This window comes from Streptomyces sp. NPDC026538 (genome assembly GCF_055567535.1).
This window is the reverse complement of the sequence record NZ_JBVHQG010000002.1, coordinates 356,702-373,583: the sequence shown is the minus strand read 5'-3', so window position 1 is coordinate 373,583 and position 16,882 is coordinate 356,702. Positions and strand designations below refer to the sequence as shown.

Annotated in this window: 11 protein-coding genes; 8 read left to right on the top strand and 3 right to left on the bottom strand. The window is 73.8% G+C overall.

Going from position 1 to position 16,882, the window contains the following annotated elements; genetic code table 11:
* Positions 1-6 precede the first annotated feature (6 nt).
* The gene (locus tag ACZ4N4_RS08555; RefSeq protein WP_467585962.1) at positions 7-285 is read right to left on the bottom strand and encodes a GlsB/YeaQ/YmgE family stress response membrane protein; all 279 of its coding nucleotides are present in this window, start codon (positions 283-285) and stop codon (positions 7-9) included.
* A gap of 237 nt (positions 286-522) precedes the next feature.
* Between ACZ4N4_RS08555 and ACZ4N4_RS08550 the strand changes: the two genes are divergently transcribed.
* Both ACZ4N4_RS08550 and ACZ4N4_RS08545 read left to right on the top strand, forming a co-directional pair.
* On the top strand, positions 523-885 hold the full coding sequence (locus tag ACZ4N4_RS08550; protein WP_467585959.1) for an ArsR/SmtB family transcription factor: 363 nt from the start codon (positions 523-525) through the stop codon (positions 883-885).
* A gap of 235 nt (positions 886-1,120) precedes the next feature.
* A complete protein-coding gene (locus tag ACZ4N4_RS08545; protein ID WP_467585957.1) occupies positions 1,121-2,824 on the top strand; it encodes an LCP family protein in 1,704 nt (567 codons plus the stop codon).
* Positions 2,825-2,976: 152 nt separating this feature from the next.
* On the opposite strand, the gene ACZ4N4_RS08540 is transcribed toward ACZ4N4_RS08545, so the two are convergent.
* The gene (locus tag ACZ4N4_RS08540) at positions 2,977-3,663 is read right to left on the bottom strand and encodes an RES family NAD+ phosphorylase (protein ID WP_453569511.1); all 687 of its coding nucleotides are present in this window, start codon (positions 3,661-3,663) and stop codon (positions 2,977-2,979) included.
* 4 nt (positions 3,664-3,667) lie between these two features.
* Positions 3,668-4,390, bottom strand: a complete 723-nt coding sequence (locus tag ACZ4N4_RS08535) for a hypothetical protein (RefSeq protein WP_453569514.1) — start codon at positions 4,388-4,390, stop codon at positions 3,668-3,670.
* Positions 4,391-4,500: 110 nt separating this feature from the next.
* Between ACZ4N4_RS08535 and ACZ4N4_RS08530 the strand changes: the two genes are divergently transcribed.
* The 6 genes from ACZ4N4_RS08530 to ACZ4N4_RS08505 all read left to right on the top strand — a co-directional run bounded on the left by ACZ4N4_RS08530 (position 4,501) and on the right by ACZ4N4_RS08505 (position 16,863).
* Positions 4,501-5,739: a hypothetical protein gene (locus ACZ4N4_RS08530; RefSeq protein WP_467585955.1), complete on the top strand. Its 1,239-nt coding sequence runs from the start codon at positions 4,501-4,503 to the stop codon at positions 5,737-5,739.
* Positions 5,729-7,834: an AAA family ATPase gene (locus tag ACZ4N4_RS08525; protein WP_467585953.1), complete on the top strand. Its 2,106-nt coding sequence runs from the start codon at positions 5,729-5,731 to the stop codon at positions 7,832-7,834. The genes ACZ4N4_RS08530 and ACZ4N4_RS08525 overlap by 11 nt, the downstream gene beginning before the upstream one ends.
* Entirely contained in the window at positions 7,825-8,541 is a 717-nt protein-coding gene (locus ACZ4N4_RS08520) for a 4Fe-4S single cluster domain-containing protein (protein ID WP_453569521.1), read from the top strand. Before ACZ4N4_RS08525 ends, ACZ4N4_RS08520 begins: the two co-directional genes overlap by 10 nt.
* Positions 8,529-9,362, top strand: coding sequence for an FHA domain-containing protein (locus ACZ4N4_RS08515; RefSeq protein ID WP_467585950.1), 834 nt, complete (start codon positions 8,529-8,531; stop codon positions 9,360-9,362). The genes ACZ4N4_RS08520 and ACZ4N4_RS08515 overlap by 13 nt, the downstream gene beginning before the upstream one ends.
* 269 nt (positions 9,363-9,631) lie before the next feature.
* Positions 9,632-12,718 carry a protein kinase domain-containing protein gene (locus ACZ4N4_RS08510; RefSeq protein WP_467585947.1) on the top strand — a complete coding sequence of 1,029 codons (3,087 nt, stop codon included), beginning with the start codon at positions 9,632-9,634 and terminating at the stop codon, positions 12,716-12,718.
* The gene (locus ACZ4N4_RS08505; protein ID WP_467585944.1) at positions 12,715-16,863 is read left to right on the top strand and encodes a CHAT domain-containing tetratricopeptide repeat protein; all 4,149 of its coding nucleotides are present in this window, start codon (positions 12,715-12,717) and stop codon (positions 16,861-16,863) included. Before ACZ4N4_RS08510 ends, ACZ4N4_RS08505 begins: the two co-directional genes overlap by 4 nt.
* Positions 16,864-16,882 lie beyond the last annotated feature (19 nt).

Genomic DNA, 16,882 nt, shown 5'->3' with positions numbered 1-16,882 from the left:
CCGGAGTCACCGCCGCGCGCAGTCGCGCGAGTTGCCGAACAGCAGCCGGTAGGCGATGAGGAGGACCAGGGAGCCGGCTATCGCGGCGCCCCAGGTGTAGAGGTCGAAGAACTGCTTCTCCACCGGGCGGTCGAGGAAGCGGGCCGAGAGCCAGCCGCCGACGAAGGCGCCCGCGATGCCGATCAGGGTGGTGCCGATCAGGCCACCCGGGTCACGGCCGGGCAGCAGGACCTTGGCGATGGCTCCGGCGAGGAGGCCGAGGATGATCCAGCTGACGATGCCCACGTTGGTTGTCCTCCCGGTACGGGGTGGTGCCTTTGCTCAGTTGCCTTGTTGCGCAAGCTTATGAACGGCGACGGCCCGCGGCGGCGCCTGACGCCGAGCCGTCGATGATCTGTCACCCGCTCATGACAATGCGGAGTACATGTGCGGGACATTCCGGGGAGGCCGTACGGAGGCCGGTGACCGCCCGCCTACACTGAGTGCACTTCTGTGCGACGACCGTGAGGGAGGGAGCGGGCTGTGGGGGAGGACATCGCTGGAGCCGCGGACCCCTCCGGCAGGGTGCTGGCGGAGGCGGCCGCGGTGTTCGGGCTGCTCGCCTCACCGGCCCGGCTGCACCTCATGTGGGCGCTGTCCCAGGGCGAGAGCGACGTGACATGCCTCGCCGACCGGGTCGGCGGCGCCCTGCCCGCGGTCAGCCAGCACCTGGCCAAGCTCAGGCTCGCCGGCCTGGTGCGCTCCCGCCGGGAGGGGCGCCGGCAGATCTACTATGTGGACGATCCGGACATCGTGACCGTGGTGCGGGTGACCGTCGGACAGCTGACCGCGCGCTCGTACCAAGTTCCGGCATCGGTGCGCCGATTGCGCGAAGCCGGCGTCTGAGAGCACCGGCGCGGATCCGACGGCACCGGCGCCCCCGGGGTTCCACGGGGATGCCCGGGCGTTTCCATGAGATCACTCACCTGTGAAATCAGTCGGGATCTGTGCTGCTCGGGCCGTGGGTTTGTTAGATTGCGCAATCACGCAACCCAACTGGGCCCACCTCGCGCCTGCCCGTACACCGCCGCGTACGGGACGACCTTACTGTCGCGGGCCCACCCGTTCATGGGAGTGGAAGATGACCGACCCGTGGGACGGCCCGGGGGGGCAGGCCACGCGGAGCCGCACCGACCGGGTGCCCGGACAGCGCGGTGCCCTGCCCGACGGGACGCGCCCGACCGGTGGCCGGGCCGCGGCCCGGCAGGCGGCCAGATCCCGCGGCGGCAGAGGGGCCCGACGGGCCAGGCCGACGGGCCGCGGCAGGCGGGCGCTGAAGGTGCTCGGCCTGGTCACCGCCGTCCTGGTCCTGGTCACGGCCGGCGCGGGCTGGTGGTTCTACCAGCACCTGAACGGCAACATCAACAGCGTCTCCCTCGACGGCAAGGGCGGCACCGAGAAGGCCGACGCGTTCGGCCGGACCCCGATCAACATCCTGGTGATCGGCTCGGACGGCCGGACCAGCTCCGAGGACTGCAAGCTCGGCGGCGGCTGCAAGACGACCGGAGTGCAGACCGGCAACGGCAACGCGGACGTGGAGATGGTCGTCCACATATCCGCGGACCGCTCCAACGCCACCGTCATGAGCATCCCCCGCGACACCATGGTCAACGTGCCGGCCTGCAAGGACAGCGCGAGCGGCCAGTCCACGTCCGGCTACTACGGCCAGGTCAACAGCGCCCTCGAGTACGGGCCCGCCTGCCAGGTCGACACCATCCACCAGCTCACCGGCATCACCATCGACCACTTCGTCAAGCTGGACTTCTCGGGCGTGGTCAAGATGTCCGACGCGGTCGGCGGCGTCTCCGTCTGCGTCAGCTCCAACGTGTACGACACCTACTCGCACCTCAAGCTGTCCAAGGGCCCCCACACCCTCAAGGGCGAGGCCGCACTGGAGTTCGTCCGCTCCCGGCACGGCTTCGGCGACGGCAGCGACCTCGGCCGTACCGTCTCCCAGCACATCTTCCTCAGCGCGATGATGCGCAACTTCAAGAGCGCGGGCACGCTCACCGACCCCACCGCGGTCTACAAGCTCGCCGACGCCGCCACCAAGGCGCTCACCGTGGACGACGGCCTCGGCACCGTCAAGAAGCTCATATCGCTCGCGGCCGACGTCAACAAGGTCCCCACCAAGCGGATGACCTTCACCACCATGCAGACCGCCCCGGACCCGAACAACGACAACCGCGTGGTGGTGGGCGACGGCGCCAAGGACCTTTTCGCCACCATGGCCAACGACCAGTCGCTGACCACCAGTTCCGGCAAGAAGTCGTCGGCCGCCGGGGCCACCGCGAAGCCGAAGGCCACCACCGCGACCGTACCCGCCGCCCAGATCGCCGTGACCGTCGAGAACGGCACCGACCTCACGGGCCGCGCCTCCGCGATCGCGACCTCGCTGATCTCGCAGGGCTTCAGCAGCGGTACGAGCACGGCCAACGCGCCGAGCTCCGCGACCACGACCACCGTGACCTACGGGAGCGGCGACAAGGCCGCGGCACAGACCGTCGCCAAGGCGCTGGACGTACCCAGCTCGCACATCAAGCAGGGCACCGGCACCGGCGTGACCCTGGTCATCGGCAGCGACTGGACGACCGGCACCAGCTACCCGGCGAGCTCCGGCGACACCAAGGCCGCCGTCTCCAACGCCAACGCCTCGACCGCCGACGACTCCAAGACCTGCGCCAAGGTCAGCCCCTACAAGACGGTGAGCCTCAACGGGGTCCCGATGACACCGGCCCAGGCGTACGCGGCGGCGGGGAACAAGCCCGACTCGGATGCCGACTAGGGCCTGACTGGGTCTGTGATCGATCAGGTCGCGTGCCCCGGCATCCCCTTAGCCCCCGGAGGCAGGCCGCCGCGCCGACCGCTTAGGGGCGGCGCCGGAGGGTCACCGGATGTCGGGGACACCCCTCGGGCGTGATACCGGGACGTGCCGAGTCACGGGCGCCTTCGGGGGTGCTCGACACGAATGCGCAGCGCCGCGAGCAGACTGTTCACGTAGTCGCGGCCGGCCGGTGTGTTCAGCTCCAGCGGGGCCTCGGACGACGGCTTGAGCAGGGCGGGGCCGTTCTCCCTCTCGTACAGGGCGCACACCTCGCCGGAGAGCAGCCCCGAGTCCTGGCGCGAGGGCCAGCGCAGACCCACCGCCCAGTCGGCCTGGCCCCGGATCCACGAGCCCCAGCGACGGGTACGCGGATACGCCGGGGCCTCCGCCTGCACGAGCCAGATGTCCTGGCGGACCGCCGCGAGACGGGCGTTGTCCGTGAGGTCGACCAGCGGCAGGTCGACGGCCGCTACGACCTTCGACAGCAGCATGCCCCGCACCCGGGGCTGGGTGATGCGCCGGCGCCCGTTCGGCTGCACACGCAGATCGCGGGCCAGGGTCTCGCACAGAGCGGTCAGCGGGGACAGCCCCGCATACAGGTAGGGGAGCCGCTCGGGGCTCAGTTCGTCCCTGATGTGGCAGAACCGGCCGCCGCCCCAGTGCAGGTCGGCCGGTACGGCCTTGAACTCGGTGGCGGCACGGCGTTCGCTGTGCACCCGCCACAGCTCGGTACCGGCGGGCAGCACATGGCGGTGCGGGGTGACGCGGACGGCCGGGGCGGGGATCATCTGGTCGGGCACGTGCTCACCACTCCGGGATCTCGGCTCGCGCGGCGGACCGCAGGACGTCGTCGGCCCCGGTGCCCAGGAGCCTGGCGGGCGCGGCGTTCAGCCACACGTTGGAACCCAGCCACCAGTCCGCGGCGCCCCACGGGTCCTCGTCGGCCGACAGCATCCTGTTGATCTCCACGACCACCGGGTACGGGGTTCCGGTGACCGGGTCCAGCTGGAAGGCGGGCACGTGCTCGGTGTTCCGGCCGTCGGTGAGCGTGATCAGGTACCGGAGCTCCTCCACCGTGAGGGTCAGGGAGGGACGGTCGACCGAGGGTTCGGCGAGGAGCCAGGAGTCGTCGGGGTCGGGGAGGTACGCAGGGGCGGCTTCGGGTGCGAGGGCACGGACGGCCGGCCCGTCCGTGCCCGGTGCCGCCACCGCGTTCTCCCGCAGCCGCAGCAGCGACTCCAGCAGCAACGGCCCTTCCGCCGCAGGTCCGGAGGTCGGCCGGAAACGCACACCGGACGGCGTCAGCACTTCGCGCAGCGGATGCCCGGGCGGTACGAACGGCTTGACGAGAGCGTGCAGTTCGGCCGCCGCGGCCTCGGGATCCGCCTCGGCCTCCGCCAGGATCTCCCGCAACTCCTGACGCGCGGGCCCGTCCAGCAGCCCGTACAACTCACCCCAGTTGGCCCGGATCGCCTCGACCGCGTCCGCCAGGAACGACAACTCCACCACCCCCTCTCCGCCAGGCACCGTAACAGCGCGAAAAGAAGAGCGTCCCGAGATCGTCGAACAGGAGTCATATGGACCGTCAGTGATGCATCATTGCCCCCTGTGACATCGCGGCCCTGGGGGAGGGTCATTTGAGCAACTCCGCGGCATACGAGTGGACCTACGTCGACGTCGAGGCGGAACGACGGCGGGAGCTGCGCGCCCAACTGGCACAGGAGACCACCCGCTCACAGAACCTTCGCGGACAGGCCAGGTCCCTGCGTCGCGCGTACGGCACGGCCAAGGTCGACGTGCACGTCGTCAGCGTGTCCGGATCCGCGGACTCGGCCGAACTGGCCGCCGCGCTGGACTCGGCCCGGGCGGTCAACGAGCGCGCGGAGGCCGAACTCGCCCGCGCGGCCGCCGGCGTATGGTCGCTGCCGCCCGCCGGCAAGCAGACGAAGGGCAGCGGCAGGCCGGCCACGAGGCCCGCGCCCGCCCCCGCCGCCCGGCCGAAGGCCGACCGCACCGAGCAGGTCAGGGCCGCCGCCCTGGTCGAGGCCGAGGCGCTGCTCACCCGTGACGGGCCGTCCTGCGAGCCGGACGACCTGCCCCTCTTCGCACGCCGGCTGGACGCCCTGCGCCAGGCCCGCAGCACCGAGGAGGCCCGGACCCTCCTGCACGACCTCGGGGTCCTCGTGCACAAGTCGACCCAGCGGCAGCGCAACGCGGTCCGTACGGCCGCACTGCGGGCCCGGCTGCTCGACCGCCTCGAGGACGCCGACCCGGCGGAGCGGGAGCGGCTGGCTCAGGCCGTACGCGAGGCACCCGACCCGTCCCATCTGGAGGGCGAGGTCGACCTGGCCGTGGCCCGTGCGGACACCGCCCGCCACCGGTCCACGGTCGCCGACACCCTGATGCGGGTGCTGCGCGAGCGCGACTACGCCGTGGGCGACGACTTCGCCGACCTTCTGGAGGAGAACGGCAGCGTCGTCGTGCCCTTCGGCGAGGCCGACGGCTACGGGCTGCGGTTGGCGCTCGCCCCCGACCGGCCCGGCCTCAGCACCGTGCTGGTGGCCGAGTCGGAGGCCGACCCCGAAACCGACCGCGAGGTCCAACGCTGGTTCTGTGACGAGCAGTTGCCCGGCATCGAGGAGGCGGTACGCGCACACGGCGTCGACCTGGCGCGTACGTCCACGCTGCCGCCCGGGGTACGGCCCACGGCCGTGGTGCCCGACGGTTCCTGGCCCGACACGGGTCTCGCCCACGACCGCACGGACGAGGACGCGGACCAGGCGGACCAGGGCGAGCAGCCGGAGCGGCGCCGGAAGAAGAGGTCCAGGCCCGCGCGGTCCACCACGTACGGACAGGAGCGGCAGCGTGAGCACTGACACCACGGGCGCCTTCCGCGAGGACGAGGCGCCGACCGGGCCACCCGCACTCGCCCCCGCCTGGATCCGCGAGCTGGACATGGCGCTCACCGTGTACCCGCAGATCCTCCTCACCGGCAACGTACGCGATGTCTTCCTGCTGCCCGAGGACGCCGAGGGCGGGGTCGCCGCGCCCGAACCCGGCCACCCGCCCACGCCGTTCAACCTGGAGGAGGTCATCGAGTCGGTCTGCCGCACCCGGGGCTACGGTGCCCTGGCCCGGCAGAGCATGGTCAACGACCGGGTGATCGCCTGGCGGCTCACCAACGACCCGTTCTCCCTGCCGCCCGCCCTGCGCCGCATGGCCGAGGAGGACGCCCGCGCCGACCGTGAACGCGCGGAACGTGAACGCGCGGAACCGGGCACCCCCGGCGCCGACGCGGACCGGGACGACAGCGACGACGACGGCGACATCGAGGCCGGCATCGCCCGCTTCCGGGAGATCATGATCGGCACGGTCCAGCACACCGGCCCCGCGATCGGCCTGATCATCCCCTACACCGCCCGGCTCGGCTCGCCACGCGGTCCGGTGGCCGGGGAGGCGGCCCGACTGCTCGCCGCCGCGGAGGAGTTGGGCCACACCGCGCGGCCGGTCCGCGGCACCGGGGGCGTGACGCCGTACAACACGATCTTCTGGGTGGTCGAGAAGCAGGAGGACCTCCCGCTCGAATTCGCCATCGGCAGCCGGGCGTTACGAGTGATCACGGTGCCCGAACCGCCCCACGACCAGCGTCACGCGGCCGGCCGGTTCGTGGTCGAGCGCCTCGCGAGGCGCCGCTCCGGCAAGGACGGGGCACCCGAGGACGCCTTACCGGCGACGGAGGCCGAGCAGCGACAGGCGACCGAGGCGCTGGCCCGGTCCTCGTACGGCATGGGAGTCGGGGAGATCCTGGCGGTGGGCCGGATGGCCGCCGACCGGGGGCTGCCGCTGAGCCGGCTCGACGAGGCCGCCCGGCTGTACCGGGTCGGCGTACTGGACAACCCCTGGGCCACGCAGGCCGTCCGGGAGAACATCCTCAACGGCGAGGACTACCTGAACGCGGCGGTCATCGGCCAGCCGCACGCCGTCCGGCGGACCATCGAGATCTTCATGCGCTCGGCGGCCGGACTGACCGGCGCCCAGTCGTCCAGTTCCCCCAGCAGGCCGCGGGGCACGCTCTTCCTTTCGGGGCCGACCGGTGTCGGCAAGACCGAACTCGCCAAGGGTGTCGCGAAGATGATTCTCGGCGAGGACGCCCGCCCGATCCGCTTCGACATGAGCGAGTTCGCCGAGGAACACGCCAGGGACCGGCTGATCGGGGCCCCACCCGGGTTCGTCGGGCACAGCGCGGGCGGTGAACTGACCAACGCGGTAAGGGCGTCGCCGATGAGCGTGCTGCTCTTCGACGAGATCGACAAGGCGCACCCCCGGCTGTTCGACCTGTTCCTGCAGATCCTGGAGGACGGCAGGCTGACCGACGGACAGGGCGCCACGGTGCACTTCACCGAGTGCGTGCTGATCTTCACCTCGAACCTGGGGGTGTCGGCCGAGGTGATGCGGCCCAGGAACCGGCGCGGGCAGAGGAACGACCAGGCGGACACCGACCCGGAGGCCGAGGCGGCCGCACGTCCGCCCCGGCTCAGCCGCCACGACAAGCCCGAGGACGTGCGCGAGGCGTTGCGCGCGGCCTTCGACACCTTCTTCAACGACCACATCGGGCGGCCCGAGCTGCGCAACCGGTTCGGCGACAGCTTCGTGCCCATGGACTTCATCCAGCCCGACTCGGTCCGGCTGATCCTCAACAAGGCGCTCGCCTCGGTGGCCGGCCGGGTCAGGGAGGTGTACGGCGCCGAACTGACGGTGGCCGACGACCCCTGGGAGGTCCTGCGCATCGAGGCCACCCGCCGCCTCGACCACGGCGGGCGCGGAGTGGTGACCGCCGTGGAGTCCGCGCTGGTCAACCCGCTCTCCCGGGAACTGTTCCACCAGCGGGCCCGGCCCGGCGAGCACATCGAGATCGAGGCGGTGGACGGTCAGGTCGAGGCCTACACGCTGAAGGTACGACGATGGATGTGAGCGACGACGGCCGTACGGGCGCGCGACCCGCGCCGGAGCCGCCGGGACCCGCGCTGCGGGTGTCCCAGGTGCTCGGACCCGTCACCGCGCTCGGGCCGGGCAGGCGTCTCGGCGTGTGGGTGCAGGGCTGCCCGCTCGCCTGCGCCGGCTGCATGTCCCGGCAGACCTGGGACCCCCGGGGCGGCCACGACGTGGAGGTCGAGCGGCTGGCACGGCTGTGGCGGCGCGGCCTGGCCGAGGGCTACGACGGGCTGACCGTCAGCGGCGGTGAACCGCTGGAACAGCCGGCCGCCCTGGCCGCGTTGCTCGACGCGGCCGACCGGGTGCGCGTCGCCGCGGGCCGGGCCGACGCCGACCTGCTCGTCTACACCGGCTGGGAGGACGCCGAGATCGCCGCCTCACCCGAGGCCACGGCCGTGCTCGGCCGCGCGGACGCCGTCATCACCGGGCGGTACCGCGTGGGCGAACCGACCTCACTGGTCTGGCGGGGCTCCGCCAACCAGCGGCTGATCCCGCGGACTTCGCTCGGCAGCCGTCGGTACGGTCCCCATCTGCGCCGCACGGCCGACCGGCCGGAACTCCAGATCCAGGTGACGGACCGGGCCGTGCACATCGTCGGCGTGCCGAGACCTGGTGAACTCAGCGCCCTGGAGCGGGATCTGTCCGCCCGAGGGGTGACCTTCCGGGAGAACACATGGCGACCGTGACCACCCGCTACCGCTGCCCGGTGACCCCGGACGAGTGCCCGTCGTCGCCCCGGCGCGGCTTCTGCAAGGTCCACGAGTGGGAACAGCTCGTTCCCGAACGGGTGTACGTGACGGCGGAGCCGGCAGACGCGCCGGGGAGCAGCGATCCCGGTGGCCCCGGCTCGCGTTCCGAGGCGGGCGCGGGCGCGGGCGCGGGCGCGGGCGCGGGTGCGGGTGCGGGTGCGGGCGCGGGTGGGCCGGGCGGGGCGGGTGTCCGTGCGGAGGCGGGTGCGGGTGGGCCGGGCGGGGCGGGTGTCCGTGCGGAGGCGGGTGCGGGTGGGCCGGGGCGAGCCCGTGTCCGTCCCGAGGTGCCCGCCGACCGGCCCCGGGACCGCACCACCCGGCCGACGGCCGACGCGAACCCCCGCGCGCCCCGCGACCGCGCCGCCGCACCGCCCACCCGGCTGCAGTCGCCACCGGCGTCCGGCCGGGGGACCACCCCCGCGCCCGCCACGCCCTGCCTGGCCCTCGTACTCGCCGGCGCCCTCGTCCCCGTACGCGCCGAAGGCCAGGGCGCCACCCGGCTGGGGCGGGACGCCCCCGACTGCGCCCATGTGGCGGGCCTGGCCGGCCTCGACCAACTCTCCCGGAACCACGCCGAGCTGACCTGGCACGCGGGCCGGCTCTACATCACCGACCTGGGCTCGTCCAACGGCACGTTCGTCGACGGGCAGCTCGTCACCCGCCCCGCCCAGCTCTGGCCGGGCAGCCACCGTCTCCGGCTGGCCGAGGACGTGGACGTGACCCTCGTGGAACTGGACGAGTACGGCGCGCCCCGGTGACGTGACCCGCTCGCCGCCACCGCACCGGCTCCGCACTCCCCGCACCACCGCCACCCATAAGACGCCCGCCTCCGTGGCGGGCACCCAGGACCCTTCGAGGACCCCGCATGGCCGACAACCCGACTGAGGAACCCGCGGGCCCCACCGAGCCGCCCCGCAAGCCCTCGAGCCCACCGACCCGCAAACAGCGGCGGCCCAAAGCCGCCCCGCCGAGCCCCCAGACGCGGGCCCAGCGGCAGGATCCGGCTCCGCAGAGTCCTCCGACGCGCGTGCAGCGCCCGAATCCGGCCCACCAGAGCCCGCCGGACCCCGCGGCCACACCCGCGTCCGCGACTTCGCAGAGCCCGCCCACCCGCGTCCAGCGGCCGGACCCCACGCCCCCGCCCCGGACACCGCGGGCCCGGTCCGCAGGGACCCCCTCGGAACCCCGGACACGCCCCGGCCGCCCCGCGGATCCGCCCACCCGCCGTGACCCCGCCACCGCCCATGCCGAGTTCCCGCAGGCGCTCCGCGACCGCTACGAGCCGCACGGCATCGCGGGCGCCGGCAGCGAGGGCACGGTCTGGCATGTGCGCAGGCTGGCCGACGGCACCGACACGGCGGTGAAGATCGCCCACCCGGGCCAGGCCATGGACCTGGACACCCTCGAACACCTCGCGACCCCCGACTTCCGCCGACACGTCCCAGGCATCCACGAGTTCGGGGACATCGCGGTCGGCGGCACGGTGTGCGGCTGGGTGGCGATGGAGTATCTGCCGACCACGCTGGAGGACCACCTCGGCCGCAGGCTGCGCGACGGAAAGCCGCGCGAGGAGAGGGCGCGGACCGAGCGGACCGTACGCGAACTCGCCGATCTGCTCGACTTCTGGCAGACCCGGATCGACCGCAACCCGCTGGACCTGAAGCCCGCCAACATCCTCGTCAGGCAGAGCCACGGCGGCACCAGGAAGGACAACGACGGCCAGTTCCAGCTGGTCGTGGCGGACTTCGGCGGCGTGGCCAAGTTCACCGCCAGCCAGAGCTACCGCGACTTCCAGATCACCGCGCTCTACATGGCGCCCGAGCAGATCGTGAACCAGAACCTCAAGGCCACCCCGTGGTGGACCATCGGCCTTGTCCTGTACCAGGTGTTCACCGGGCGCCCGCTGTACGTCCTCGGCGACGACGCCCGCATCACCGACGAGGCGTGGACCCGTGCCCTGATCGTCAACCACGAGGTCGATCTGTCCGCCGTCACGGACGCCCGGCAGAACCTGCTGGTCCAGGGCCTGCTCACCAAGGACCCCGACGACCGCTGGACCGCGGCCGAGGTGCGCCGCTGGCTCAAGGGCGACACTCCGCAGGTCGTCCGCCCCGCGGCACCGGACGCGGCGCCCGCCGCCGCCCGCCACGCCAACAGCCCCATCACCTTCCGCGGCACCGCCCACCACGAGGCCGAGAGTCTCGCCGCGGCGATGGCCCAGCACTCCCAGGAGGCGGCGGACTGGCTCGCCGCGGAGGGCGGGCAGCGGCTGGCGGCCTGGCTGCGCAAGGATCTCAAGGACACCTCGTACGACAGCGGGCAGCTGCTCGATCTCCAGCGCGGCCAGAACCGGCCGGTCCGCGCCGCGGTGGCCGCGCTCGCCTTCGTCGCCGTGTTCGCGCCGACCGCGACACCGCAGTACCGGGGCCGGCGCGTGGACGCGGACGGCATCGCCCGGATCGCCCAGGGACAGGGCGCGGTCGCCTTCATCGACGAGCTGCTGAAGGCGAACGTGCCGACGGTGGCGGCCGCTTTCCACTGTGGGCACGCCGAGTGCGCGGACGGGCGCTGCGAGGTGCTGCTCGCGCTGGCCGAGCAACTACCGCGCACCATCGAGGACGTGCGCGCCCGGGCGCGCACGCTCGGCCGGCGCACCGGAAACAACGGCGGCAGCGGCGGCAGCCTCGACAAGCGCGAGACGAACGCCGCCTACGGTCTGGCCGCCGCGCTCATCGTGCACCCGGAACAGCGCGGACGGGCCCTGCTTCCGCTCGCGGGACTGCCCGGTCCGCTGGCCGCGTTCCTCGCGAAGGCCCCCGTCGGTGTGCTCGCCGTGCTGGCCCGCCTGGGCGCGCTGCGCTACCGGGTGGGCGCGTTCATGCGCAGCCGGGGCGCGGACGCCGGGTTCCTGCGGCGCTGGGCGGAGCTGCACCGCCGGGCGGCCGCCGGCGACGTGCGGACGGTCACCGGGCGGGCGGCCCTGGTCGCCGCCGCCGTGCTGCTGCCGAGGGCGCTGCGCGCCGACGCGATCGGGCAGGACCACGCGGTCACCCTCACCGAGTGGTGGTCCACGGCCTGGCGCCCGCTGGCCCGTCGGCTGGCCGCGGGGGCCGCCCTGTTCATCGCGTTCTGGCTGCTGATCTGGTCCGGCGCCATGCTTCGCTACGTGCACGACAGCGGGCTCGGCGGCGACGCCCTCGACCCCGCCGACCGGCTCGTCGCCCCCCTCGCCCACGCCGCCGACCTCGCCTCCGCGACCCAGGCCGGGCTGTGCGCGGTCGCCCTGGTCGGCGCGGTGGCGTTCGCGGCGGCCACCACCCGGATCTCCGGGTGGCTGCTGGTCGCGGGGGCTGCCCTGGCGTCGTACGTCGGCTACGCGCGCTCCGACCTTCCCCCGCTGGACCCGATGCAGGCCCCCGGCTGGCTGACCGAGCGCATGCGCTACTTCCTGGGCGGCTGGAAGAGCTGGAACGGTGTCACGGCCCTCGTGCTCGTCCCGCTGGTCTGCGTGCTGCTGATGGTCCTGGCCCGCCGACAGCTCGGCCTGGCCCGCGCCGCCGAGGAGGAGCAGGCCCGGCTGCGGCGCGAGCGGGCCGAGCAGCGCCGGGTCGCGGCCGGGCTGCCCAGGCGCCCGTACGAGAACCCGGCGCGCTGGCGCACCGGCCCGCGCGGCACCCGCGACCGCGCGCTGTTCGCCGTGTCCGCCCTGCTCATGCTGCTCACCCTGTTGTGGGCGGCCGTGGAGGTCCGGGTCGCGCTCGACGGCGACCATCCGACGCTCGCCTCCTGGGGGACCGGGCGGCAGGGTGCCTCGTACCAGTCGCAGTACGTCCTGGTCTGCGCGGCGGTCTGCGCGCTGGCCGCGCTCGCCTCGCCCGCGTTCGCCCGCCGGGTACTGGCGTGGGCGGCGGCCGCGGTGATCGCGCTCGGTCTGTGGCCACCGCCCGTGGAGCCCGCCCGCGCGCTGAGCCTGCCCGTGGCGCCCGACCTGTTCACCGGGTTCGCGGAGACCTGGGGGCACGCCGCCTTCTGGGCCGCGCTGCTGCTCGCCCTGCCGCTGAGCCTGTACGCGGCCGGGTTCGCCGTACGCAGGACCCGGCGCGCCGCGCGATGACGGCCCCCGCCGCCGCACCCGACGCGGGACCGCTCGAACTCCTCGACCACGCCGAGGACCTGCTCGAACAGCACGACGAGCAGGACCGGCCCGAGGAGGCGGGCGACTCCTGGCAGCGCTGCCGTGACGTCCTGCTGCGCGCCCGCGACCTCCTGGAGGACCAGGCCGCGAAGGCCGACCCGGCGGCACTGGCCCGCGCCCGGTTCCTGCTGGGCCTCACCCTGTCGGTGGGCTACTGGCAGGCCGTGGCGGGCCACGGGCAGGCATACGGCGTCCAGGACGCGCACGGCCTCCGCGACCAGGCGGCGCCCCTGCTCGCCCTGGCCCGCGCGACGCTGCCCCAGGACACGGAGGCGTACGCGACCGCCTGCGTCCGCCTGGGCCTCCTGCTGCACGCCCGGCACGAGGACACACAGACGGCCGAGGAGGAGGACGAGCGGGTCCTCGCCGACGCCCGCGACGAAGAGCACCGGCAGGCCGCCCGAGCCGCCGGCCCCGACGGCGCCCCTGCCGACGCCGTCGACGGGGTCCGTGCCGAGGGGCCTGCCGGCGGCCCTGATGGTGTCCCGCCCGGAGGGCCTGGCGGCGACCCTGACAGGGCCCGAGCCGGCGTGCCTGGCGGCGGCCCTGATGGTGCCCGTGCCCGTGATCTCGACGAAGCGCTTGCCGCCTTCGACGACGGGCTGCCGCTGCTCGGCGACGACGTCCACCTCGGACTCTTCGTCAGTTACGGCTGCGCGCTCGCCGACCGCTACGACCGTGACCGGGCCCCCGAGGATCTGCGGGACGCGTCCGCGGCGCTGGAGGCGGTGCTGGAGGCGCTGCGGCCGTCCGGGTGGGAGCCCGCGGAGGGCGGCGGGGGCTCCTGGGCGGACGAGGCCGACGAGATCGAGACCGAGGCCCGGGTCCGGCTGGCCCGGCTGTTCCTGGAGCGCTCCGACGCCCCCGAACTCGCGTACCCGCACCTCGAGTTGCTCGCCGCGACCCTGCCGGAGGAGCACGGCTCACGGATCTTCGCCGCGGCGCACCTCGTCGACGTCTACCGCGAGCGCGGCGACGGCCGGGTCGGTCCCGAGGACCGCCCCGCCTACCTCGCGCGACTGCGCGACCTGTACCGGTTGCTCGACCCCGGCAGCCCGTACCACGCCCAGGCGACCTCGATGCTCGGCGCGGCGCTCGCGGAGCGGGACGAGTCCGCCGGACCCGGGACGGCACCGACCACCGAGAACGAGGAGGCGGTCGGGCTGCTGCGCGAGGCGCTCGACACCCTCCCCGAGGACGACGACCGGCGCCCGCCGACCCACGCCGTCCTCGGCTGTCTCCTGAACTCCCTGCGCGAACGTCATCCCGAGCGCTACGACAACGACGAGGCCCTGCTTCATCTGGAGCGGGCCGTCGAGCTGTACCCGCCCGACGACCCGATGCGCAGCGACCTGCTCAACCAGCTCGCCCACGCGGCGATCGTCCGGGACGACCGGGGCCGTGGCGACCTCGAAGGCGTCGACCGCACGATCGCGCTGCTCAACGAGTCGATGCGGGTGCCGTCGCCCACACCGGGCTTCGGTTCGCAGGCCCACGGCGCGTACGCCGCCGCGCTCAGCCAGCGCCACGCGCTGTCCAACTCCGCCGACGACCTGGACGAGGCGATCCGCCATCTCACGACGGCGTTCCGCCAGACCGCACTCGACGACGTGAACCGGGTGGTGTACCTCCAGAACCTGGCCGTCAGTCTCTACCAGCGCTACCAGTTGGGCGGCGACCTCCAGGACCTGGAGACCGCGGCCCGCTACATGAGGGAGGTCAGCACCGTCCTGGACGGCGGGGACACCGGCGTCTCCATCGACCTGTACCTGATCGAGCGGGACCGGCCCCACCTCGAACACGCCCTGGCACAGCTGCAGTTCATGCTCGCCATCACCTCCCGTTCCGAGACCGGGATGGCGGCGGCCGTCGAGTCGATGCGCCGGCTGCGGGACTCCGTCGACGAGGAGGACCCCGAACGCCTGACGCTGGACGCGGACTTCGGCCTGATGCTGATGGTGCGGTCCTTCTACGGCGGCAGCGTGCAGGAGCGCATGGAGGGCCTGGTCCTCATGTCGGAGACCGTGGAGGCACTGCCCGAGGACCATCCCGAGCGGCCCCGGCTGCTGCTGCGCACCGCGGGCGCGGTGCTGATGACGTCGTTGTCGCCGTACAACAGACGGGGTATCGAGTCGGCCGAGAAGATGCTCCAGAACGTTCTCGGCACCGTGCGACCGGAGAGCCAGGAGGGCCTCAGGGCAAGCGCGTTGACCGCGGTGCTGAACCACAACCGCTTCCTCCACGGGCGCGCCCCCGCCGACGCCGACCGGGCGGTCGAGGTGGCCCGGGCCGCGCGCGAGCACCTCGCCGACCGGCCCCCGTCCCCGGTGGGCGCCCTCCTCACCAACGTCCTCGCCGACTCCCTGCGGCTGCGCTCGGCCCCCGGTGACGACGCGGACGGGCGGCGCACGGGCATCGCCGGGCTGCGCGAGGCGGCGACCGTCGTGCTGCTCCAGGCCGCCGCGGAACCGGCGCTCCAGGTGGCCCGCACCGCCGCCGACCGGGCCTTGCACATTGCCCGCTGGTGCCTGGCGGACGGCGAACTGGCCGCCGCCGTGGAGGCGTTGGAGCTGGGGCGCGGTCAGGTGCTGCACGCCTCCACGACCACCGCCGACGTGCCCGCGCTGCTGCGTGAGGCCGACCGGGCGGACCTCGCCGAGGAGTGGGAGGGCGGCGGCAGCCGCGGGGCACCGGTTCCGATCGACCTGGCGGCGCTGCTCGACGGCCCCGGCTCCCTGCTCGGCACACTCAGCGAGGGCGCCGAACTCCCGCTCCCCGACGATCTCCGCCGGCGTACGCTCACCGCGCTGGCCCGCTCCCGGGCGGGCACGGCCCTGATGACGCCGCCCACGGTCGACGAGATCGCCGCCGCCCTGCGAAAGGCCGGTGCGCACGCGCTGGTCTACCTGCTCCCGCCGGGTGGCCCGGGCGCCGGCACGGCCGTGCTGGTGACGCATGATTCCCGGGTGGGGACCGTCGAGTTCGGCCTTCTCCGGCGCGACGCCCTGGACGTTCTCACGACCTACCGGGCGGCCCACCGCGACCGCCAGGAGGCCCTGGACACCTCCACCGACCCGGACGTCCACGAGGCGGCGCACACGCGCTGGCGTTCCGCGCTCGCCGAACTCTGCGACTGGGCGGGCCCGGTGGTGATGGCCCCGCTCATCCGCTCGCCCCTCGTCCGCGCGGCGGCCCCCGAACCCCACCTGGTCCTTGTTCCGTTCGGCGACCTCGGCGGCATCCCCTGGCACGCGGCGCTGCTCAGCAGCGGTCTGCGCGACGGCGGGCGACCGGTGCGCGCGCTGGAGCGCCTGACACTGTCGTATGCGGCCTCGGCCCGCCAGCTCCACGAGGTGCTGGGCCGCCCGCGCCTGCCGGTCGACGGCCGCCCGGTGATCGTCGGCAACCCCGACGGCACGCTGCCCGGCGCGACCACGGAGGCTCGCCAGATCCACGCCGCGTTCTACCCGTCGGGTCAACTCCTCGGCAAGGTACGCCGAGCGGCCGGTCCGGGTACGCCCGCCGAGGTCCTGGCCGCACTACCGGGCGCGGCCGGCACGGCAGCCTCGGTCCTCCACCTCGCCTGCCACGCCCGCCCGTCGGGCAACTCCCCGCTGGACGCGTGCCTGTTGCTTGCCTCACCACCGGGCGGCGGTACGGGACGGCTACCGGTCCGCGAGATCCTCCGCCAGGCCCGTGGCCGTCCGCCCGGTGCGCCCGGCGGTCTGGTCGTCCTCGACGCCTGCGTCAGCGACCACACCACGGGAGACTTCGACGAGGCGCTCACGCTGTCCACGGCGTTCATCGCCGCCGGGGCGACGGGGGTCGTCGGCTCCCGCTGGGAGGTCCCGGACGGCCTGACGGGCCTCATGATGTACGTCTTCCACGACCGCCTCCGCACCGGCGTGACGCCTGTGCAGGCCCTGCGCGAGGCCCAGTTGTGGCTCCTGGACCCGGACCGCGTGCTCCCCGACGGCATGCCCCGCCCGATCGCGGACATACTGCACGACGGGGATCCTTCGGCCCTGGACATGTGGGCGGCCTTCGCCTGCCAGGGGCACTGAGCCCAAGGGGCGGGACGGG

Bases quoted from the DNA above. Each gene is read 5' to 3' on its own strand.
- ACZ4N4_RS08505 (WP_467585944.1), top strand. From the start codon at position 12,715: ATGACGGCCCCCGCCGCCGCACCCGACGCGGGACCGCTCGAACTCCTC.
- ACZ4N4_RS08520 (WP_453569521.1), top strand. From the start codon at position 7,825: ATGGATGTGAGCGACGACGGCCGTACGGGCGCGCGACCCGCGCCGGAG.
- ACZ4N4_RS08545 (WP_467585957.1), top strand. From the start codon at position 1,121: ATGACCGACCCGTGGGACGGCCCGGGGGGGCAGGCCACGCGGAGCCGC.
- ACZ4N4_RS08515 (WP_467585950.1), top strand. From the start codon at position 8,529: ATGGCGACCGTGACCACCCGCTACCGCTGCCCGGTGACCCCGGACGAG.